Source organism: Brevundimonas sp. NIBR10 (assembly GCF_027912515.1).
Taxonomy (GTDB): domain Bacteria; phylum Pseudomonadota; class Alphaproteobacteria; order Caulobacterales; family Caulobacteraceae; genus Brevundimonas.
This window is the reverse complement of record NZ_CP115464.1, coordinates 2030777-2052972: the sequence shown is the minus strand read 5'-3', so window position 1 is coordinate 2052972 and position 22196 is coordinate 2030777. Positions and strand designations below refer to the sequence as shown.

The window sequence follows — 22196 nt, the reverse complement described above, 5'->3', positions numbered from 1 at the left end:
GGTCAGCCAGCCGGAGTCGGTCTTGCGGTACAACCACGAATCCGGAGGTGGTTTTTGCCTGGAGCCTCCGCTAACTCGTGGATTCTCAGGGACAGGTTCCGCGTGCCGCACCATAACGACCATATCTTTCTGCTGCTAGCGACCGGCCTTGCCGTGTTCGGTTCGTGGACTGCGCTCGACCTCTTCCGCAGGGCGAGACTCCACGACGGGACCGTGCAGGCGCAGTGGGTCACGCTCTCGGCGGTGGCCATGGGCGTAAGCATCTGGTCGATGCATTTCGTTGCGATGCTGGGTTTCGATCCCGGGTCGCCGGTCTCCTACGATTTCGGCCTAACCCTCGGCTCACTCGCTTTGGCTATGGCAGGAACCGCTGTTGCCTTTACCGTCTGCGCGCAGCCCGGAAAGGCCCTCACCCGCTTGACCGGCAGCGGCGTCATCATGGGGCTAAGCATCGGCGGGATGCATTACGTCGGGATGGCGGCCCTGCGGACGGCGGCCGTAGTTGGCTATAGCCCGGTCTGGGTCTTAGCGTCGATCGCCGTCGCGCTTACGGCATCGATCGCGGCCTTATGGTTCGCCAGAAATGACTACCGGCACCGGCTCCAGGTCGTCGCAGCTGCAGTGCTGGGCGCTGGCATCGTCTCTATGCACTATACGGCGATGGCGGCGGTTCGCCTGACCCCGATCCAAGGCGCGGCCGGGCCGCAGGGCATTCAGCCGTTGTGGCTCGCTTTTGGCGTCGCCGGATTGACGCTTTTGCTGCTCTTCCTAGGAATAGGTGCCAGCCTGGTGGATCAGAAGCAAGCGCTTCGCCTCGCCCTACGGGGGGGGGCGACTGGGCTATTGGGAGATGGATGTCGTCCGCCGCCGCCTGCGCTTATCGGAGGAGGGACGAGGTCTGCTTGGGCTAGCGCCCGATGAACCGTTCAGTCAGGCCCAAGTGCCAATGCTGTTGACGCCGGACAGTGCTGCAAACCGAAGCCGACTGCTGGATGAGGCCATCGCTGACGGTACAGATTACAGCGCCGACTATGAAATGCGTGACGGACGATGGCTCGAAGTGCGTGGCCAGATGCTGCGGGATGCGCGGGGCACAGCCCAGCGATTGGTCGGTACAATCCAAGACGTCACAATGCACCGACAGGCTTTTGTGGCCTTGGCAAAGAGCGAGGCCCGGCAACGAATCCTCGTCAATGAACTCAATCACCGAGTAAAAAACACGCTGGCCACTGTCCTATCTATGGCGCGTCTGACGGCGCGACGAGCAGCCGACCCAAACGCGTTCGTATCAGCGTTCGAAGCGCGTCTCCTGTCGCTATCCGCCACGCACAATCTGCTGACTGCAGAGGGCTGGGAAAGTGTTGACGTTAGAAGCGTGCTGGACGCCGAGTTCGGGCGGTTCGATCCAGCCCAAGTCGTCCTGGAAGGTCCCAACGTCTGGGCACCCCCTGAAACAGTGCTTGCGCTGGGCCTCGTCGCCCACGAGCTCGGAACGAACGCCTCGAAGTACGGTGCCCTCAGTTCCAGCGAAGGGTGCGTGCGAGTGACATGGTCGGTCAGCGAGGCTGTTCTCAAGGTGTCTTGGCGCGAGTCGGGCGGCCCCCCTGTCTCATCCCCTGACCGGCAGGGGTTCGGATCCCGCCTGATTGCGTCGACGGCCCAAAGGGCTGAGCTTAGATACCCAACGACCGGGTTCGAAGCCGACATCATCTTGGCCCTCGACCCGGTCTCCCGTCCTCAGCATTCCGAGCCGGATTAAGCGCGAGGCTCGTCCACGCCAACGAATGGGGGAGCCAGAATGGTGAAACGCCACGGCCTCCCGACAGCGGCACTGCGCTGGTAGCAGCCAAGGTCGTGCCCTTTGTCGTCACTCGTGTGGAGGTTCGACCCGGCTCGTCATGCAGGTATGGCGCAGGTCGAACTTTCGACGCGTCCCACGTCAAAGCGCGCAAAGTTGGAAAGGCCCTGACGTCATGTCCTGGATGACGACATCCCAGAAAATCCAGTCAGGTGGAGGTCGTCCACACCATCACCTCAGCTCAAACAGCGCCATCCGCCCAGACTGCGAAGGGGGTGGGTCGCCCCGGCTTGAGGCTGGCCGATGCCCTTAGAGGCCATGCGGGTGCTGTATTTGGTCGGTTGCCGTGACTAGTTTTCGCAATGCGAGGGTCGATATCGACGCCATCGATTTCGCCCTTGGACACTGCCCGGCCACTCCGCCGAGGAAAGGCAAGGATGATCGACTAAACACCGCGACTGCCGAGGACTTCAATGGCATCCCCTGGTTTGCGTGGCCATGGCTTCGAGATCGTTCGCTATCGCGGGCAGCGTGGTCGCTTCACCAGCCTTCGCCAACCCGACGAGGTGCCTGGCCTGGTCGGCAAGATCGACGGCGTGGGCACGCACGTCTCGGTCGAGGGGCCTAATACAGCCAACGCCACAGCCATTGCCTGGGCACCGTAAATGTCGGCATCCAGTTTCGCCCCCGATGTGTGGCGGCAACATACCCTACGCTGCCGCGAGGATCGATCGCTCCAAGTTCGGTTCCGGGGCAAGTGCGCTCACTCACTGAGTGCCGGAAAACGACATTCATACAGACTTCATCACGCCTAATCACGGCTGAAAAATCCGGTCGAAAGCCGGCACGTTAGGACCTTCTCCGACCCGTTGCGGACATCCGAGGGTCCCGGCATATGCCTTGTCATGGCGGCGAGGATCCAGTCACGGACGCGATGGAGATATCGCCGAGGGACAATGGCGTTTGGAACGTATCCACCATGAGCGGCGGACTTCGCTACCCGAGGAGAGTTTGATGGTCGATTTCACACGCACAGCCCTGGGCCTTGTGAGCGCCGCGGCCATCGTCGCTGCCACCGCGACCCCGGCCTTTGCTCACGCCGCCCTCGTGCGCGCCAACCCTGCCAAAGATACGACGGTCGCGCCGCTCCAGCGCGTCCAGCTGACGTTCAGTGCCCATGTCGAGACCCGCTTCTCGACCGTGCAAGTCGTTTCCGCCTCGGGGCAAACGGTCGCCGGCGAGAGCGCAGTCGGCTCGGACAGCCGCACCCTGACGGCGACGCTGACCCGACCGCTGACACCGGGTGCCTACCGCGTCGAGTGGCGGATCGTGTCGGCCGATGGCCACAGGATGCAGGGCGACTACGGCTTCACGGTACGCTGATCATGGTGCCCGCCTGGGTGGAGGTTCTGATCCGCCTGGCTCAGTACGGCTGTGGCCTTGTCTTGTTCGGCCTGGCCGCTTTCGCCGTCTATCGCCGCAAGGCATGGAAGGCGTCGGGAAGGACTCGTACACCCTTTCGGCTCACCCTGATTACCAGCGCGCTGGGTCTTCTGATCGCGGCGTTGGCGGCGACCGTGGCCCTGACCGTGAACATGTACGGCACCCTGGCGGACGCGCTGGACGTCGAAGCCGTTTGGTCAGTGCTGACCGGTCTCCAGGTCGGCGTGGCGCTCGGGGCTCGATTGGTGCTGACGGCCGTCTGCCTGCTGGTCCTTCTCTTCATGCCCGACAGGACGACGAGGCAACTGGCGCTCACCCTCATCGGGGGTGTGATCGTCGCCAGTTTTGCCTGGTCCGGCCATGGCGCGGCGACTGAGGGGTTGTGGGCACTCACTCATCTGATCTCCGACGTTCTCCACCTGGTGGCCGCTGCGATCTGGATCGGAGCCCTCGTGGCCCTGACCGGAGCCCTCGCGCACGCATCAGCCGCTCAGAAAGCAGTCTTGGTCGGGGCCGACCTCAAGGCCTTCTCCGCCCTTGGCACAGCATCAGTGTTGGTCATCGTGATCACCGGCCTGATCAACAGCGCGTTCCTCGTCGGCGTGGATCGGATCGGGCAGACGGCGAGCCATCCTTATGGTCAAATCCTGATCGCAAAGATCGCCCTGTTCGCTGCCATGCTCGGGCTCGCCGCCGCCAACCGGTTCGTTTTGGTACCGCGTCTGGAGCGGCTGGACCTCGCATCGGCCCCGTCCCTGTCCAGGCTGAAGATCAGCGTCGGCGTCGAGACCGCGCTGGGCGTTCTCGTTCTTCTGGCGGTCGCAGCCATGGGCCGGATCGCGCCCCTGTCGGGCGGGTGAGGGTCTCACACCGATGTTGCGTATACTGATCGGGGCGAGGACGCGCGGACCAACACGATGACACCTCTGGATCGACATCTGACGGCACTGGCCGGCGCGCCGACCGGTCGCGATCTGTCCGGTCTGGATCGGGAGGTCTGGCGCATGATCGACGCGCGTCCCGCGATGTCCACGCGAGGCCTCCGGCCCATCCAGTGGGCCGCCGTCTCGGCCGCGCTGGTCGTAGGGGTGGTCACGGGCACCTTCGCCATGGCCTCCTTCGACCGGCCGAGCGAGATGTCGGTCTTCTCGGCACACTCTCCCCTCGCCCCCTCGACCCTGCTGGCGGACCACGCGTGAGCGCGACGAAGCGGTATCTGATCCTCAGCATCGTGCTGGCGGTCATCGCCGGGGCGATCGGCGCAGCGTGCGCGGTGCACTGGCTGTCCCATCGCGAACAGACGTCGTCGTTGCATCAGCTGGTCCACGACGAACTCGGCCTGACAGCGGAGCAGCTGACTCGCATCGATGCCGCCGAGGCCCGGTTCGCCATCCGCCGCGTGGCGCTGGAGCAGGAGATGCAGGCTGCAAACCGCCAACTGGCCGGCGCCATCGAGGCCGACAAGTCCTATGGACCGGAAGCCCAAGCCGCGATCAACCGCTTTCACGGCGCGATGGGCGAACTCCAGGAACAGACTATCCTGCATGTGTTCGAGATGCGCGACGTGCTGACGCCCGAGCAGCAGGTCCGGTTCGATCGGACGGTGACGGCGTCCCTGACCGAACAGGAGCGGTGACGTCCGAGGTCGATCAGGCGGGGACCGACGACGATGCCCGGCTCGCTGTCGCGGCGGCGAGTGGCGACACGCGTGCGTTCGGGGTCCTGATGCGGCGGCACAAGGACGGCATCTACCGCTTCTGTCGTCGCTATGTCGGCGACGCCGACGACGCCTATGACCTGACGCAACAGACGTTCGTCTCGGCCTGGTCGGCGCTGGGCCGGTACGACCCGAACCGCGCCTTCACCACCTGGCTTCGCGCCATCGCCCTGAACAAATGCCGGGATCATGGACGCCGGGCCACCGTTCGACGGCTGATCTTCGGGACGAGGCCCGGCACCGAAGCCGGTTTGATTGAGGTTGCCAGTGACGCCCCGTCCGCCGAGACCCAGGCTCAGGACACTCAGGCGTTACGAGCGCTCGACCGCGCACTTTCAACCTTGTCGGATGCGCTGAAGACGCCCCTGATCCTGACCGCGCTGGACGGCCTGAGCACCGCCGAGGCCGCCGCCGTCATGGGCGTCTCGCCCAAGGCGGTGGAGACGCGCCTCTATCGCGCGCGCAAGGCGCTAGTCGCACAGATGGAAGCGTTCTTCGAAAGGGCGTGATGCCTCATGCGGCGGGGGCGGCGCGCGAGGACCAGTGGATGTGCTGGATGCGCCAGCCGTCGGGTCCGCGCTTCAGCACCATGGTCTCGACGGTCAGGCGGTCGATGGTTCGATCACCGGCCAGACCGGTGGTCCGGCCTTCGCTCGTCACCCAGGCTACCGCGCCGTCGGCCCAGCCCGCGCGGCGTGTTGTCTTCGCCTCCGTTACGGCAGCGAATGAGGCGTCTGCCTCAAGGTGATGGGCAGCGTATTCATCGCGCGAACGTTCCGCGCCGCCCTCCTCGAGGACCATCACATCTTCGGCCAGCAAGGCTAGAGCCTTGTCCGTCTCATTAGCTTTCAACGCAGCGTGAAAGGCATCGACGACCGCAGCGGCTTCGGACGCTTCGGATGAAACGGCACCGGCCGACCCAGAACCGACCTGGGCTCCCGCCGCGCCTGCCGTGGATGAAAGCAGCATGGCAGCGAGGGCGGCAACGACGAGAGAGCGAGGCATGGAAACTCCAGATCGGTGGGTCATTCCGCCGACGTCCGCGACGAACGGTTCAGCGTGATTGACGTCTCTCAGTCGACGGTGGGAGCCGGGGCCGGTTGTGGAGTTGGCTCCGGAGCAGGTGCCGGTGCCGGTGCCGGTGCCGGTGCGGGCATCGTCATGGTGTGGTCCATCGCACCTTCTGACTTCATCTTTTCACAGCAGCACGCCTCGGCGGCGAAGGCCGTCCCAGCGCTGAGCAAGGTCAGGGACCCGGCGAGGACGAGGGTCTTCTGGGTTCGGGTCATGGTCGTCTCCGTGATGTTGAGGTTGGAACGCTACACTCAGTGGACCATGAAGCCGAACGTGCCGGTCATGGTGTGGTCGGTTCCGGCAGCGGTCCAGGCGACCGTATAGGTGCCGGCCGGCAGCGTCGGGACAGGCGAGGTCACAGTGTCGACGGCGGAGTCGGACAGGGTCTCCGACAGCGGGATACGCTGCCCGGCGGAGTTGGTCAGACTGACCGACTGCACCGTCATCGCGTGCGGCAGTGTCATGGATATTTCGGTCGGCGAGGCGTTCAGCATGGCCCCGCCGGCGGGCGTGGAGGCCTTCAGAGCGGTTCCGGTCGGGGCCGGGACGGCCATGCCCCCCATCGCCGACATCTCGTGACCCGCGTGCGCATCGGCAGGCATGGAATGGCCCGCATGAGGATCGGCGGGCGCGGCCGTCTGAGGCGCAACCTGAGGTGCCGCCGCCGGCATGGTGTGACCCGCGTGGGGGTCGGCCGCCGGAGCGGTCTGGGCGCTGGCTGCACCGGCCGCGAGGACGACGAACAGGCCGGCAGTGGCAAAGGTGAGGGTCTTGGTCATGGGTGTCTCCTTGAGATGAAATCGCTGATGCGTGCTCAGGCCGGGCGGCGGGGCGGCGAGCCGAAGTTGCGGTCGGTGCTGACCCGGCTGGCGACCGTGCCGGGCGGGTGGTCGTACCAGCCGGGGTCGCCGTAATCGCCGGGGGCGACGTCGTCGCGGACCTTCACCAAAGTGAACATGCCGCCCATCTCCATGTTCCCGAACGGCCCCCGGCCGGTCATCATCGGCATGGTGTTGACCGGCCCCTGATGGCCCGCGTCCGTGTGGTCCTGGTGCTCGGCCATGCCTTCGCGCCCCATGGGCATGTAGCCGGGCAGCATCTTGCGCACCCGCGCCTCGACGCCGGTCTGGTCCACGCCTGTCGGGTTGGGCACATCATGGCCCATGGCGTTCATGGTGTGGTGGGCCATGTGGCAGTGCAGCGCCCAGTCGCCGGGCACGGCGGTGAACTCGATGTCGCGCATCTGGCCGACGCTGACGGTCTCGGTCACCTCGCGTCGCCACTGACTCTGGGGCCAGCGCCCGCCGTCCGAGCCGGTGACCAGGAACTCGACGCCGTGCAGATGGACCGGATGGTTCCACATCGACAGATTGCCGACGCGGATGCGGACGCGGTCTCCGGTCCGCGCGACCAGCGGCTCGATCGCGGGGAAGACCTTGGAGTTGAAGGTCCACAGATCAAAATCGACCATGACCGCCGGGTCGGGCCGCCACGTCCCCGGGTGCAGCGCCCAATTATGCAGCAGGAAGGCGAAGTCGCGGTCAATCGCCTCCCGCTGGCGCGGATGGATGATGAACAGGCCCATCATGCCGTAGGCCATCTGCGTCATCTCGTCGGCGTGCGGATGATACATATGGGTGCCGTGCTGGCGCAGGGTGAACTCATAGACATAGGTCTCGCCGGGCTGGATCGGCGGCTGGGTCAGCCCGCCGATGCCGTCCATTCCGGCCGGCAGGATCAGGCCGTGCCAGTGGACCGTGGTGTGTTCGCCCAAGGCGTTGGTGACGAAGATGCGGACCCGGTCACCCTCGACCGCCTCGATGGTCGGACCGGGCGTGGAGCCGTTGTAGCCCCAGCAGGTCGCGGTAGATCCCGCCCCGAACTCATGCTGGACCTCTTCGGCGATCAGATGGAACTCCTTTACGCCGCCGTTCATCCGGTAGGGCAGAGTCCACCCGTTCAGCGTCCGCACAGGCGTGTAGCGTCCATCGCGAGGGCTCGTCGGCGCAGGCCCCTCGACAACCGGCGTAGCGGCCGGAGCCGCCTCGGCCGGCATCGGCATGGCATGGCCGGAATGATCCTGTGCCACCGCGCGGCTGACCGGACCGGCGGCCGAGGCAAGCGCCACGGTGCCCGTCGCCAGCATGATGTCTCTGCGGCTCAAGCTCACGAGCGGCCCCCATGATTGCTGTGATCGGGAGCCAGGACGGGCGCCGGAGCGACGGGCGCGGCACCGTGCTGGGAGTGATCAATGCCTTCCATCGCTCCGCCCGCTGGCGGCGTCAGTATGTCCGACACGCTTGGCGTCGGCGCGCTGGCCTGACGCTCACTCGGCAGACGCGCCCCCACGACGCGCATCAGATCGATCCGCGCCAGCCAATAGTCGCGCACCGCCTCCAGATAGCTTTGGTAGGCGTCATATTCCTCGGTCTTGGCCCGGATCAGATCGAAAACGCCAATCAGCATGTAGTTCTGTTGCTCCTGGCTGCGCGCCACGACGATCTCGCGCTGAGGCACAAGTGCCTCGCGGTGGATGCGCACGATGTCGCTCATGACGCGCACCCGTTCCGCGCCCGCATCGACGGCATTGGCGGAACTCAACTCGATCCGCGCCAGTCGCGCGCGTGCGACTTGAAGCTGGGCCTGCGCCCGCGCCACCCGCGCCTGGCCCTGGCTGAAGATCGGCAGTTCAAGATCGAGCGTCGGTCCACTGATCCGGCCGCCGTTGATCTCCTCCTCGCGTTCATAGCCGATGCCGGTGTCGCCCAGCAGGCGGAAGGCGCGCGTCACCCCCGCCGCGCTGGCGCTGATCTCGGCCTCCCGTCGCGCGGCCAGAAGGGTCAGGCTGCTCTCTGCCGCCATGCGCCTGAGTTCAGCCGGATCGTCCTCAATCGCGACCGGCAGGGGCAGAACCGTCATCGCCTGCCAGTCGGCCTCGGGGCCGGTCAGGCCGATCAGGGTGGTCAGTTCCAGTTTCGCCATCCGGGCGTCCACCGCCGCCCGCGCGGCGTCGATCCTCGCCTCGCTGGCGGCGGCCTGTTCGCGGCTCAACTGCAGTTCGGAGATGTTGCCGGCGTCGAAGTAGCGCTGCGCCAGATCGGCCGACGCATCGAGGGCTTCGGCGACAGCCGCACGCATCTCGGCAACCTGCCGGGCGGCGACATGGGCATACCAGGCGGCCTCGACATCAAAACTCACGTCCATCACCGCCGCAGCGATCTGGTAGCGCGCCCGCTCATGCTCGGTCCTGGCCAACCGCACCCGCGACGGCAGCACCAGCAGATCGACGAGGGGCATGGCAAGGCCGTAGGAAAGTTGCGATCCCGGCCCGTCTTCGACCGCCAGCCGCGAGGCGCTGAGGCGCGGATTGGCGATCTGCACCGCCTCGAGGATGTCGGCGCGGGCCAGCCCCAATTCGCCGTATTGCTCCTGAAGCCGGGGCTGCGGAGCACTGCCATCTGGACGGCACGGTCAACGGTCATGGGCTCGATCAGCCAAGCCCGAACCGACGCCTCATCCTGGGCGGCACCGTTCGTCTCCCAACCCAGGCCGGGCGCACCGCGAGCGGTCAGCAGCTGGTTGATCTCTACCGTGTCCTGGATCGGATCGACGGTCGCGCAGGCGGCGAGGGTCGCAACGAGACCAAAGGCCAAAATCGGGCGCATGGCTGCACGGCACGGCAGCCGCGTCTTTTCGGCCAGACGGATCATTAAATTAGGCATGGGCCTCGATCGAAAGCGGGTCTTACATCCGATACGCGGACGGGCGCGTCACCCCTCACCGCTTCTCTGCGACGAGCCGTCACAACCGCACGGCCCGAAGACGAAGCGCGTTGCCTATGACGCTGACCGACGACAAGGCCATGGCCAGCGCCGCCACGGCCGGCGACAACAACAAGCCGAACGCAGGGTACAGAAGCCCCGCCGCAATCGGGATACCCAGGGCGTTGTAGCCGAACGCGAACACCAGGTTCTGGCGGATGTTGCCCATAACCGCCTTCGACAGATGTCGAGCACGCACGATCCCCTGCAGATCGCCGCCGAGAAGGGTCACGCCTGCACTTTCGATGGCGACGTCCGACCCCGCGCCCATGGCGACCCCGACATCAGCGGCGGCAAGCGCAGGCGCGTCGTTCACACCGTCGCCCGCCATGGCGACGACCCGCCCTTCAGAGCGCAGGCGCTGGACGACCGAGGCCTTGTCCTCGGGCAGAACCTCGGCCTGAACGTCGTCGATGCCCAACCGGTGCGCGACGGCCTCAGCGGTAGTGCGATTGTCACCGGTCATCATTACCAGCCTCAGCCCGGCTACCTTCAGTTCGATGATGGCCTGGGCGGTCGTGGCCTTGATCGGATCGGCGATGCCCAGAACACCGGCAGCCTTTCCGTCAACAGCCGCGAAGATCGCCGTGGCCCCGTCACCCCTGAGCGCCTCGGCCTCGGCTTCCAGCGCCGACACATTGATGCCGAGGCTGTCCATGAAGCGCGCATTGCCGAGCGCCACGGACCGCTTGTCAATACGACCTGAGACCCCCCGTCCAACCGGGCTGTCGAAGTCGGTCGCCTCTGAAAGGGCCAGTTTCCGCTCGTTGGCCGCCGCCACAATAGCGTCAGCCAGCGGGTGTTCGCTGCCTCGCTCAAGGCTGGCTGAGAGGCGCAGAAGTTCGTCTTCATCAAAGCCGGGCGCGGTGCGGATAGCCGTGACCGACGGACGCCCCTCGGTAAGGGTGCCGGTCTTGTCCAGCACCAGGGTGTCGACCTTCTCGAACCGTTCCAGCGCCTCGGCGCTGCGGATCAAGACGCCGGCATGGGCCCCCCGACCCACCCCGACCATGATCGAGATCGGCGTGGCCAGGCCGAGTGCGCAGGGGCAGGCGATGATGAGGACCGAGACCGCCGCGACCAGGGCATAGGACAGGCGCGGCTCAGGACCGACCAGGCCCCAGACGACGGCGGCCAGCACGGCCATGGCGATGACCATCGGCACGAACCAGCCGGAGACCGTGTCGGCCAGCCGCTGGATTGGGGCACGGCTGCGCTGGGCCTGGGCCACCATCTGGACAATACGGGACAGAAGGGTGTCGGCCCCGACCTTGTCGGCGCGCATCACGAACGAGCCGGTGCGGTTCAGGGACCCGCCGACGACGGCGGCACCGGCCTCCTTGGTCACGGGCATCGACTCGCCGGTGACCATCGACTCATCGATCGAGACGCGGCCGTCGAGGATGACTCCATCCACCGGCACCTGTTCGCCTGGACGGACCCTCAACCGGTCGCCGACGATGACTAGATCCAGCGTCACATCTTCATCCGCACCATCGTCTCTGACGCGACGAGCCGTCTTTGGCGTCAGGTCGAGCAGGGCGCGAATGGCACCGGAGGTCTGTTCGCGGGCGCGCATTTCCAGAATCTGGCCGACCAGAACCAGCACCGTGATGACCGCCGCCGCTTCGAAATAGACCGGGGCGCTGCCGTCCATGCGCAGGAAGGCGGGCGGGAACGCGCCGGGGGCCAAGACAGCGACGACGCTATAGGTCCAGGCCACGCCGACACCCATGGCGATCAGGGTGAACATGTTCAGATTGCGGGTCCGCAGGGACGCCCAGCCCCGTTGGAAGAAGGGCGCGCCGGCCCAAAGCACTACGGGCGTCGCCAGGGCGAACTGGATCCAGCTGGAGGTCTGGCCCGGGATCCGCATCATCAGGCCCGTCAGATGTCCCCCCATTTCGAGGGCGAAGACCGGAAGCGTCAGCACCAGCCCCACCCAGAACCGTCGCGTGAAGTCGATGAGTTCGTGGTTGACCGGCACCTCGGCCGTCACCGTCTCCGGCTCCAGCGCCATGCCGCAGATAGGGCAGGCCCCCGGGCCTTCCTGCCGAATCTGAGGATGCATGGGGCAGGTATAGATCGTGCCTGGTGCCGTCAGGATGGGCGCGTTCTTCGGTCCGAGATAGGTCTGCGGGGAGGCAACGAACTTGGTGTGACAGCCCGCCGAACAGAAGAAATAATCCGTGTATTCGTGTGTCGCGCGGTGCGGCGTCGTCGCTGGATCGACGCTCATGCCACAGACAGGGTCGATGGCTGTTTTGGCATCACCAGCGGGTTTCGCGCCCGAACAGCAGCAGGATTCTGGGGCGTCGGCGGGGGTCGGGGTTTCTGAATGGGACATGGAACGTCTCCTGACGGCGAACGCGGGACATATACCCTATGGGGGTATATCTCAAGATACCGTCATGGGGTATAACGCGCCTGAACCAGAGGCGACCTATGCAGGCAGACACAAAACCCAAGGTGCTCAATCGGCTGAGCCGGATCGAGGGCCAGGTCCGGGGGATCAGCCGGATGGTCGAGGATGATCGCTACTGCGTCGACCTTCTCACCCAGCTCCAGGCCGTGCGCGCCGCGCTGACGCGGGTTGAAAGCGAGGTTCTGAAGGACCACCTCGATCACTGCGTCATGCAGGCCATGACCGGAGACGACATGGCCGAGCGAAAGGCCAAGGCAGGCGAACTGATCGAACTCCTGGGACGCGCCCTGCGATAGGCGGCCCAAGGAACAAAGGTCATTCGCCGGTCGCTACGGGACCCGCTTCCAAGGACCCCGTCATGAACCCCTTCATTCCCCTCATCGCCACCTGCGCCTTCGCCACCGCCAACACGCCGCAGGCAGAGCCCAAGGCTGGCGAGCCCGGCCAACCATGACGACGGCTGACGCCGTTATGGCCAATCATCAGACGGACGGCTGTCGCTCGCAGCGGTGTAGGTTCAGACACACGCCCGGAGAGGGCGCCAAGTCGGTTCGGCGACAGCAAGCAATTTAAAGCCAGGTTTGAACAAGGGCCCTGATATCGATCCTGGCTTTCAGCCTGGCCGCCAACAGGGCCGTGCCGCTGATCTTTCGCTGGACAAACAGGATGTCCGTCGGTGGCACATGCCATGCGGCGCTGTCCGCCGCGATCTCCAGCCCCGGATCGCGCAACGCCGCCACAAAGCCGCGATCACCGAAGTCGAACGGGCCGGGGCGTTCAAGCTCGCCTAGGATCACATCAATCATGGCGTCGACGTGCGCGCCATGTCGCGCGACAGCGGCGGGGCCGAGGAAGCCGGCCGAAAGCGCTGCCGTCCGCGCGGCCGCACGGTCACTGGAGAGGCCCGCTTGCAAAAGCTGGCGATAGCCGACGGCCGTGGCCGGCTCCACCGGACGAGCCGCTCCGAAATCAAGGAGAACTATGCGGCCGGTCTCAGGCTGGACGCGATAGTTGGCGAAGTTCGGATCCGTCTGCATCACGCCGAACTCGAACAGTTCGCGCAGCACCAGCGTCATCAGGGTCTGCATGGCCCCGTCGCGGGCCTCCTGGGAGCCGGTTTCGAGCGTCTCGATCGAACGTCCCGAGAGGAAGGTCATCGCCAGAATCCGGGAGGTCGTCAGCTGCGGATCGAGCGTGGGGACGACGACCCCGGGTGTGTCGGCCAACAGGCGCTCGAACAGCATCAACTGCCTGCCCTCACGCTCATAATCGGCCTCTTCAGCGAGTTGGCGTTTGGCCTCCGAAAGGAGCGGCGCGATGTCGAGGCCCTTGGGCAAGGTACCGGACATCCTCAGTAGGGCGGCGACGTTGTCGACGTCGGAGTCGATGCTCTCGCGGACTCCAGGATATTGCACCTTGATCGCCAGATCCCGGCCGTCTCGCGTGATCGCCCGGTGAACCTGGCCGATAGAGGCCGCTGCGATCGGATGCAGGTCGAACCGCTGAAACCGGGTGCGCCAGTCCGGGTCCCATTCGCGGGCCAGAACGCTCTGCAGCTGGGCCGGCGGCATGTGGTGGGCGCTGTCGCGCAATCGCGCCATGATCGCCGTCAGCTCGGCGGGCAGCAGATCCCCGGCGTCCATCGAGATCATCTGCCCGAGCTTTATAGCCGCACCCCGCAGATGGGACAGGCGGTCGGCGACCCTGCCGACGTTCGACGGCGTCAGCAGCAGGTCTCGCAGATGCGGCCGCTCGCCGTTCGAGAGCCGTCGAGCTCCTTCCGCGACCATCCCTCCGGCGACGGATCCCGCCAGCTGACCGAACTGGCTCAGCCGCGACAGGCGGCCGCGCGGCACCGAACGTCCGAAGGATAGGTCTCGGCCCTTGCTCACGCTCTCACCAGCCCATGGTCCCTGGGCCGCCCTTGAACGGTCCCGCTTGGCGCGAGGTAATCCAGCCACCGTAGAACCCGCCGGCCTGAGGCACGACCGTCTCGCCGTCGATGCTGCAGCGATCGAAGGGCCCGGCATAGAAGGCAATGTGATCGCGCAGACATTCGAACGGAGCGGTCGGCCTCGGATAGCTCCAGCCGACGCGCGGCAGGACGCGGTCGCCGATCACGCCATCCCAGTAGGTCGCGTCGCCCTTCCACTCGCAGAACGAACCGCCACCTGCGCGTTGCAACATCCGCGGCGAGATGTCCGAGGGTGGAATATAGTAGCTGGGCGGATGGCTGGTCTCCAGCGTCCGGGCCGATGAGCGGGTGTCGGCCACGATCACGCCGGCGTGGACGATCTGAACGTGCGCTCTGGTCGGCTGGGCGATCGCTGGGCGCGGATAGGCCCACACGCTTTCCCGACCCGGCATCACAGGATCGGGGGAGGATCTGACATACGAACTCAGGGATGACATCGAACTTGCCGACTGCGACCGATCAACAGCTTTGCCATGGGCTGGATATGGGAAGGCGGCCCTCGAAGTCAGCACGGTGCGACATTGAGGCCCTCCACGGCCACGCCGCTGGCAAGGAAGGCTTTAGCGCCAGGAACGATCATTCTCTGATCGCCGGAAACGCGACACTCAGGCCAGCCACCAACGTCTGCTTTCTGGCTGGATGCCTTTGACTGCATTCGCCCCGATGCCGTCTTTCGGAGCGTCCGCTTCGGGAGGAAACCGGTCCACGGCATTCAACCGCAAGGCGGGTGCCCGATCGTACTGGGCCGGCACTTGCCGTTCCGCGACATAGGACGGACCGCCTGCCAAATGACGGCACCTTGCCCGTACCTGCAACGCGAGCGGGGCCTCCTGCCCGCCGACCTTGGTCAGCGAACAGGAACTATCACTTCCGGGTCTTAAGCCCAAAAATCCGCGCCCGGATGCACGCCGCCGAAGCCGGTACCTCCGAGATGAACATTAAGTTCATGGGGCAGGAGGGTCAGGATCCATTGGCCATCGCCGCCGCCGATCGTCGAAACGTCAGACACAAGATCCTCGAACCCGCTCATCGCGTCGTCGATGACGGGCTGATCGGACAGGGTGGTAAGGAAGGCGTCGTCCTCGAACACCGGCAGGACCTCCGGGCCGACGACCTTGGCGATCAGAGCCTCGGAGGGAAACACCGAAGGACCATCGATCGGCGAGGTTGCGGGGGCGGCGTTCTTGACCGTCTCGGTCATCACCATGGCCGCCGACGGCGCGGTTGTGTCGAAGATGAAGTCGTCGGCCGACAGATCCGCGAGTTGGACGCCGACCAGTGTCAGGACGTTCGCGCCCTGACCGAGGTTGATGACCACGTTCGCGCCGTTCTGGATGGAGACCGCGCGCACGTCGGCCAGGCTGGTGAAACCATAGCCGCGCAATTCAATGACATCGTCGGTCCCTACGCCGGCCTTGAAGTCGGTGATGGTGTCGCCGCCCGAGCCCCGCGTGAAGATGAACTTGTCGTCTCCAGTGCCGCCGGTCAGGACGTCGTTGCCTGTCAGGCCGATGATGATGTCGTTGCCGGCGCCCGCGTTCAGGTTGTCGGCACCCGTTCCGCCGATGAGCATATCATTAGCCTGCGACGAGCCGTTCAGCGAGGTGTAGAAGACCTTCGTCATGGTCTGGCCGGCCGCGAGGTCGCCGAAGCGGAAGGCCATGGTGATGGCCTCATCAACCAACTGCCCATTTCGATCGGTCGGGCTTGTGAACGATGCTGCGGCATAGGCGTCGTAGTTGCCGAACCCGTAGTTGGACGCTCGAGCGTCGGCGTCGAAAGACACCAGATTGACCGAGACGCCCGAGTTGGGCCCCGCTGCGCGAGACACGGCGAGACTATTCCCGGCGGTCGGGTTGGACAGAACGTCGTTGTTGGTGGTGTAGTTGCCGTAGCGGAACTGATCCTGGTCGGGATCGAAGCTGCGCAGGAAGCGCACGTCGTTGACCGTGGCCGAGCTGATGTTCGTCACGGTGATCGTGGTGGTGTAGTAGGTCGCGCCCGGATCCAGGGTGATCGTCTGGGTCATCCGGACTGCACCGCCCGCCACGCCGACGGTCTGGGCACCGAGCAAGGTCGACGTCGAGATGTCGGTCGTCGTGGTCGTGATGCCCCGGCGGCCGCTCCGCTCGTCCTGGGCATAGCTGGTTCCGTTGAAGCCGAGCACGATCGTGTCCACCGGCGAACCCGGCAGGGTGAAGTCCCCGGCTCGTGGAGCAGCCCCCGAGGTCCACCCGTCGGTGTCGACGACGTAGGAGATGTTGGACAGGCCCTGAGGGTGATAGTTGGATGGCGCAGCGGATGCCGTGCCCAGGGAGCCGGAAGCGGAAACTCCGATCTCCATGAAGTTGCCCTGCAGAAAGACGTCGCCGCCGATCGTGTCGTGGTCCGATAGTCCGACGACCAGAGAAACAGTTGCCGTATCCACCGCGCCGGACGCATCGCGCACATCGTAGGTGAAGGTGTCGCTGCCGCTGTAACCAACGGTCGGCGTGTAGGTTACCGTCCCGTTGGCGTTGATCAGGACGGTGCCGTGGGCGGCCGTCCCGACACTGTCGATCGAGATGGTCTCGCCTTCCGGATCGCTGTCGTTTGCGAGCACATTGATCACGACCGAGCCGCCCGAATTCGAGAAGGCGCTGTCGTCACCAGCGGTCGGGGCGTCGTTGGCACCCTCGATGACCACATCGACCGTGGCCGTCGAGACGATGCCGGCGGCGTCACGCACCGTATAGGTGAAACGATCGAGGCCCGTCTCGCCGACGCGCAGCGACTGGAAGGCGCTGCCCGGCGAATAGACGACCTGACCACCGACCAGTTGCACGGTGCCGAGCGAGCCGGCTCCGCTGACGGAGAGGATTGACAGGGTATCGCCGTCGGCATCGGTGTCGTTGGCCGTCAGTTGCCCGGCCGTCACGGTCAGCGAGCCGTCTTCGCTTGTCGTAAAGGTGTCCGGATGGGCGACAGGTGCGTCGTTGACCGGAGTGACCGCCACATTGACCGTGCTGGTCGCTAAGCCGCCCACGCCGTCGCTGATCGTGTAGTTGAAGCTCCGGTCGCCGTTGGCGTTCAGCGGCGGGGTGTAGGTCAGGGTGCCGTCGGCATTCATCGACACCGCGCCTCCATCAGCCAGGGTCACTGAACCGCCAGCCACGATGGCCGTTCCGTTGATCTGGGTGACGGTCAGGGTCGTGCTGTCCACGTCCGTATCATTGGACCGCACATCAAATGTCGTCGACGTGTCCTCATTCGTCGTCACCGCGTCGGCGTTGGCCACCGGGCCGTCATTGCGGCCGATAACCGTCACGCTGGCAATGGCGGTGCTGAAGCCGCCGCGTCCGTCGCTGATGGTGTATTCGAAGGTATCTACCAACTGCTGGCCGGCCGTCAGGAAGTCCAGGTGGCCGGCAGCGTCATAGGTCACCGAGCCGTTCGTGTTCAGCGTCACGACGGCGCCGTTGGCGCTTGCGCCGACCGAGACCACCGACAGGGCACCGCCATCCGGATCGATCGCCGTGGAGGTGAAATTCGTACCCGCGAAGGTGAAGCTCTCGTCCTCGCCTACGCCGCTCCGCAGAATGCCGGCAAAGCCGAGATCCATGCGCGCACCGACCGCACGACCACCTGTGGCGTCGTAAGAGCCGATGCGGAAGTCGATCGTATAGTTGCCGCTGGCAGCCAGGACGACGTCCTGGGTGACCACGCCGGTCGAGCCCGAGAACGGTGTCTGGTAGTTGAAAATCGTCTGGACGATCGCCCCCGTCACCGCGTCACGGATATAGCCGGTGCCGATGGCCTGGTCGCTGCCCGAGGACAGTCGATAGACGAAGCGAACCGTGTCGCCGGCCTGACCTGCGAAGGTGGTGCTGGTGATCGATGGACCAAAGCCTGTTCCATAGCCCGTCGGCACCTGGCCGGTGAACTGGAGGACGGCCACGGCCGCATCACCGGCGATGACGCCACCGGTCCGATCAACCACAGCCGTCGAACTGCTCGTGGCATTCAGCCCGCTGGTCGCGGTGCTGACGGTCCAGCCCTGGAAATTGGGGGTAGCGTCGAAGCCGCCGTTACCCAACTGGTTGACCTGAAGGGTGACGTCACGGGCCACCGGCGCATCGTTGGCCCCGTTGATCGTGATCGTCAGCTGGGCCGTGTCGGTCAACCCGGCCGCGTCCCGTACCGTGTAGGTGAAGATATCGGTCAGGGTGCTACCTGGTGCCAGGGCCTGAACGGTCGCGTTGCCGTCATTGACGACATAGCTGTAGCTACCGTTGGCGTTAAGCGTGAGCGTCCCGTAGGTGCCGTTGAGAGGCGATCCGACCGTCCCGGCGACACCGGAGCCCGTTTCCGCGCCCCGCCGTTCGGCGGAGACGACCAAGACGGTGTCATCAACGTCCGTGTCGTTGGCCAAGACGTTCCCGGTCGCGGCCAACCCCGCTGTACCGTTCGCCACGCCGCCGGCTTCCGTCGCGGAACCGAAGTCATTAACGGCGACGGGTCGGTCGTTGACGGGGTTCACGGTCAAGTTGACCGTGCTGGTGGCGGTACCGCCATGACCGTCGTTGATCGTGTAGTCGAAGGTCTGGGCGCCGTTGGTGTTGGCCGCCGGCGTGTAGGTCAGCGTACCGTTGGTGTTCAACGCCACCCGGGCGCCGTCCGACAGGACGACCGGGGTCCCCGTCGCGATGGCGGCACCGTTGATGTGGGTGACAGTCCGGGCCGTCCCATCGACGTCCGTGTCATTGGTGCGCACGTCGAAAGTGACCGGCGTATCCTCGTTGGTCGTTGCGGCATCGGCGTTGGCGACCGGAGCATCGTTGGTCCCCGTGACGGTGACCGAAACCGGCTGGGTGACCGTGCCGCCCTGCCCGTCAGAGACCGTGACGTTATAGGTCTGGGTCAGCGTCTGACCGGCGGCCAGATACTGGATCGCGGCCTGATCGACCGAGAAGGTCCAAGTCACTGCACCCGCGCCGTCTCCCGCGCCGTTGTCGTCGACCGTGGCGGTGAAGACGCCCAGATAGTTGGCACCGTTGGCCGAGCTCGTGACGGTATGAGCATCGCGCAGATCCACATCGGCGAAGGCGATGACGCCCGAAACCGCGGCCGCGCCGTCCTCAACGACGATGCCCGAGGACGCGGCAGTCGTGATCGTCGGGACGTCGTTCGTGCCGGTGATCGTGACGTTCACAATCTGGTCGACAGTGCCGCCATTGCCGTCGTCCACGGTCACCGTGTACTGCTGAACGCGCGTTTCGCCAGCTGCGAGGAACTGAAACTCTGCGGCCGTCGCATTGAAGGTCCAGGCGACCTGGCCGGCATTGACGCCCGTGGCGGCGCTCGCGACGATCGCGCTGAAGGCTCCCAGATAACCGGCTGCCTGGGCGGTCGCAGTCACCGAGTGAGTATCGATCAGATCGACGTCGTCGAAGGTGATCGAGCCCGTGGCGGCAAGCACACCATCCTCGACCAGATTGCCGCCACCGATCGCAGTCGCGATGATCGGAACATCATTGGCACCGGTGATTGTGACGGTGACAGGTTGGACGACCGAACCGCCCTCACCGTCCGAGATCGTGACGTTGTAGATTTGCGTCAGAACCTGACCAGCGGCCAGGAACTGGGTTGCCGCATTGTCCACGCTGAAGTTCCAGACAAGTTCGCCCGCGCCGTCGCCGGTGCCGTCGTCCGACATCGTTGCGGTGAACGTGCCAAGGTAGCCGGTGCCAGCGGCGCTGGTCGCCACCGTGTGACCGTCGCGCAGGTCCACGTCCGCAAAGCCGATCGAGCCCGTGGCCGCCAGAACGCCGTCTTCCAACGTGGCTCCGGTCGAGACCGCCGCCGTCACCGTGGGCACGTCATTGGCACCCGTGATGGTGACCGCGACACGCTGGTCCACGGTTCCGCCCTGACCATCGGAGACGGTGATGGTGTAGTTCTGAGTCAGCACCTGGCCGGCGGCCAGGTGCTGGACGACGGCATCGTCGACCGAAAAGGCCCAGCTCACCGCGCCCGCGCCATCGCCTGCGCCGTCATCCGTGACGGTAGCGGTGAACGTGCCGAGATAGGCGGCGCTGTCGGCGGTGCTGGACACGCTGTGAACGTCCCGCAGATCGATGTCTGCAAAGGCCACCGTTCCGTTGGTCGCCAGGGTCCCGTCCTCGAACACGGTGCCGCCGGCGACGGCGGCCGTGATGGTCGGGGCGTCGTTCGTGCCAGTGATGGTCACGGTGACTGGCTGCACCACCGATCCGCCCTGACCGTCCGATACCGTAACGTTGTAAACTTGGGTCAATACCTGACCGGCAGCCAGGTATTGGGTCGCCGCGTTGTCGACTGAGAAATTCCAGATGAGGCGACCTGCACCGTCACCGGCGCCGTCGTCCGTCATGGTGGCGGTGAACACGCCAAGATATCCCGCTCCCGTCGCGCTGGTTGCAACGGTGTGGCCGTCGCGCAGATCGGCGTCTGCGAAGGTGATCGCACCGGTCGCTGTCAGAGCACCGTCCTCGACGATAATACCTGTCGTGGCCGCTGCGGTCACGGAAGGGGCGTCATTGGTCCCGGTCAGGGTCACGGTGATGGGCTGGCTGACCGTCCCGCCTTGGCCGTCCGAGACGGTGACGGTGTAGGTCTGGGTCAGGGTCTCGCCTGCGGCCAGGTACTGGATCGCCGCGTCGTCGACGGCGAAGTTCCAGCGCACCGCGCCGGCACCGTCGCCCGCGCCGTTGTCCGTCACCGTCGCGGTGAACAGACCGAGGTAACCCGTGCCGTTGGCCGTGCTGGTCGCGGTGTGGCTGTCGCGCAGGTCGACGTCGGTGAAGGCGATCGAACCTTCGGCCGCCAGGACGCCGTTCTCGACGACGGCCCCGTTGGTCACGACCGCGCCGAGAACCGGGGCGTCGTTCGCGCCCGTGATGGTGACCGTGACAGTCGCCGTCGAGACGTCGCCGTCAGAGTCGCGCACCGAATAGGTAAAGGTGTCCGTCGCCGTCTGGCCTGCGGCCAGGTACTGCCAATGCGCGGAATCAGGCGTGTAGACGAAGCTGGCGGTGTCGCGCGCGCCGGGGGCCCCTGTGGTGCGAACCAGGGTCACGCTGCCGTGGCTGGGGTTCGTGTAGGTCAGGGCGGCGACCAGATCGGGCACGCTGTCGTTGGCCAGGACATCCACCGCAACACTGCGCGTTTCCTCGCCGGCGGCCATCACGTCGTTGACGAGGGTCACGGCCTGATCGCGCGGATCAAAGGCGACGCCGTCAACCGAGACAGTCAGATATTCCCATTTGGAAACCGTCAGGCCGAACGAGAATGTGAAGTTGGTGTTCTTGGCCTCGCCGTTCGCCGGGTTCGTGACGTCGGCCAGGAAGGCCAGGAAGCGGGCGATGTCCGCCTGCACGGCCGCGCTCTGCCATTCGGCCCGGGTCAGAACTAGATGCAGCGTGTCCTTGCCGGAACCGCCGTCATAGGTATCGGTCGAGCCGACGTTCTCGCTCATCACATACACAGCGGTGTCGTCGCCGGCGTCGCCGTTGACGATGTCGTTGCCGGAACCGCCGTCCATCCAGTCATCGCCCGAGCCGCCGTTGATCCGGTCGTTTCCGCCCATGCCGTAGATGCTGTCGTTGCCCGAGCCGCCGTTCAGGTGCTCGTTGCCCGCGCCGCCGTTGACGACGTTGGGACCGGATTTGGATTGCGATGCCGCCATGTGTCTTACCCTCTGAACTGTTTCAGGCATGACGATAGGCAGCCGCGATCGTCATGATCGCGAAGCAAACCGGCCTCGGACCCACCGAAACCGCCCGTGCTCGTTTGCTGAGTTCTCGTTACCCCCGCGCGGCCAGCTGGATTGTCGGCCGCTATTTTTTATGAGCCCCCGACGCATAGCGACAGGAAGGCCCCCCACGCCGGAAACTAGTGTTCGGCGCACGGATCGATAGGCCCAG

16 protein-coding genes and 1 pseudogene are annotated in these 22196 nt (G+C 65.6%); 8 read left to right on the top strand and 9 right to left on the bottom strand.

Features of this window, described 5'->3' with window-relative positions; all coding sequences use genetic code 11:
- Positions 1-102 precede the first annotated feature (102 nt).
- The 7 genes from O5K39_RS10120 (at position 103) to O5K39_RS10090 (ending at position 5467) form a co-directional block, all read left to right on the top strand.
- Positions 103-921, top strand: coding sequence for an MHYT domain-containing protein (locus tag O5K39_RS10120; RefSeq protein ID WP_271143505.1), 819 nt, complete (start codon positions 103-105; stop codon positions 919-921).
- Complete coding sequence (locus O5K39_RS10115) at positions 851-1759, top strand: HWE histidine kinase domain-containing protein (RefSeq protein WP_271143504.1); 909 nt, start codon at positions 851-853, stop codon at positions 1757-1759. Before O5K39_RS10120 ends, O5K39_RS10115 begins: the two co-directional genes overlap by 71 nt.
- A 1053-nt stretch (positions 1760-2812) precedes the next feature.
- Positions 2813-3181, top strand: a complete 369-nt coding sequence (copC, locus tag O5K39_RS10110) for a copper homeostasis periplasmic binding protein CopC (protein WP_271143503.1) — start codon at positions 2813-2815, stop codon at positions 3179-3181.
- 2 nt (positions 3182-3183) lie between these two features.
- Positions 3184-4101, top strand: a complete 918-nt coding sequence (gene copD / locus O5K39_RS10105; RefSeq protein ID WP_271143502.1) for a copper homeostasis membrane protein CopD — start codon at positions 3184-3186, stop codon at positions 4099-4101.
- Between the two features lie 57 nt (positions 4102-4158).
- Positions 4159-4440, top strand: coding sequence for a hypothetical protein (locus O5K39_RS10100; protein ID WP_271143501.1), 282 nt, complete (start codon positions 4159-4161; stop codon positions 4438-4440).
- Positions 4437-4877 (top strand): periplasmic heavy metal sensor, encoded by a 441-nt coding sequence (locus tag O5K39_RS10095; protein ID WP_271143500.1) that lies wholly within the window; start codon positions 4437-4439, stop codon positions 4875-4877. The genes O5K39_RS10100 and O5K39_RS10095 overlap by 4 nt, the downstream gene beginning before the upstream one ends.
- The gene (locus O5K39_RS10090) at positions 4874-5467 is read left to right on the top strand and encodes an RNA polymerase sigma factor (protein WP_271143499.1); all 594 of its coding nucleotides are present in this window, start codon (positions 4874-4876) and stop codon (positions 5465-5467) included. Before O5K39_RS10095 ends, O5K39_RS10090 begins: the two co-directional genes overlap by 4 nt.
- Before the next feature lie 4 nt (positions 5468-5471).
- On the opposite strand, the gene O5K39_RS10085 is transcribed toward O5K39_RS10090, so the two are convergent.
- From O5K39_RS10085 to O5K39_RS10055, 6 genes and pseudogenes are all read right to left on the bottom strand, one after another.
- Positions 5472-5963: a nuclear transport factor 2 family protein gene (locus tag O5K39_RS10085; protein ID WP_271143498.1), complete on the bottom strand. Its 492-nt coding sequence runs from the start codon at positions 5961-5963 to the stop codon at positions 5472-5474.
- A gap of 68 nt (positions 5964-6031) precedes the next feature.
- A complete protein-coding gene (locus tag O5K39_RS10080) occupies positions 6032-6247 on the bottom strand; it encodes an ammonium transporter family protein (RefSeq protein WP_271143497.1) in 216 nt (71 codons plus the stop codon).
- 36 nt (positions 6248-6283) lie between these two features.
- Positions 6284-6811, bottom strand: coding sequence for a copper resistance protein CopC (locus O5K39_RS10075; protein ID WP_271143496.1), 528 nt, complete (start codon positions 6809-6811; stop codon positions 6284-6286).
- A gap of 35 nt (positions 6812-6846) precedes the next feature.
- Positions 6847-8196: a copper oxidase gene (locus O5K39_RS10070; RefSeq protein WP_271143495.1), complete on the bottom strand. Its 1350-nt coding sequence runs from the start codon at positions 8194-8196 to the stop codon at positions 6847-6849.
- Positions 8197-8198: 2 nt separating this feature from the next.
- A pseudogene (locus tag O5K39_RS19565) lies at positions 8199-9461 on the bottom strand (TolC family protein); the annotation flags it as partial.
- Positions 9462-9833: 372 nt separating this feature from the next.
- Positions 9834-12200: a heavy metal translocating P-type ATPase gene (locus O5K39_RS10055; RefSeq protein ID WP_271143494.1), complete on the bottom strand. Its 2367-nt coding sequence runs from the start codon at positions 12198-12200 to the stop codon at positions 9834-9836.
- Positions 12201-12298: 98 nt separating this feature from the next.
- On the opposite strand from O5K39_RS10055, the gene O5K39_RS10050 reads away from it, so the two are divergent.
- On the top strand, positions 12299-12574 hold the full coding sequence (locus O5K39_RS10050) for a metal-sensitive transcriptional regulator (RefSeq protein WP_271143493.1): 276 nt from the start codon (positions 12299-12301) through the stop codon (positions 12572-12574).
- Between the two features lie 273 nt (positions 12575-12847).
- Here the strand turns inward: O5K39_RS10050 and O5K39_RS10045 are convergent, their stop codons facing one another.
- From O5K39_RS10045 to O5K39_RS10035, 3 genes are all read right to left on the bottom strand, one after another.
- Positions 12848-14170 carry an AarF/ABC1/UbiB kinase family protein gene (locus O5K39_RS10045; protein WP_271143492.1) on the bottom strand — a complete coding sequence of 441 codons (1323 nt, stop codon included), beginning with the start codon at positions 14168-14170 and terminating at the stop codon, positions 12848-12850.
- Positions 14171-14174: 4 nt separating this feature from the next.
- Positions 14175-14645, bottom strand: coding sequence for a DUF427 domain-containing protein (locus O5K39_RS10040; RefSeq protein WP_271143491.1), 471 nt, complete (start codon positions 14643-14645; stop codon positions 14175-14177).
- Between the two features lie 485 nt (positions 14646-15130).
- A complete protein-coding gene (locus tag O5K39_RS10035; protein ID WP_271143490.1) occupies positions 15131-21958 on the bottom strand; it encodes a tandem-95 repeat protein in 6828 nt (2275 codons plus the stop codon).
- Between the last annotated feature and the right edge of the window lie 238 nt (positions 21959-22196).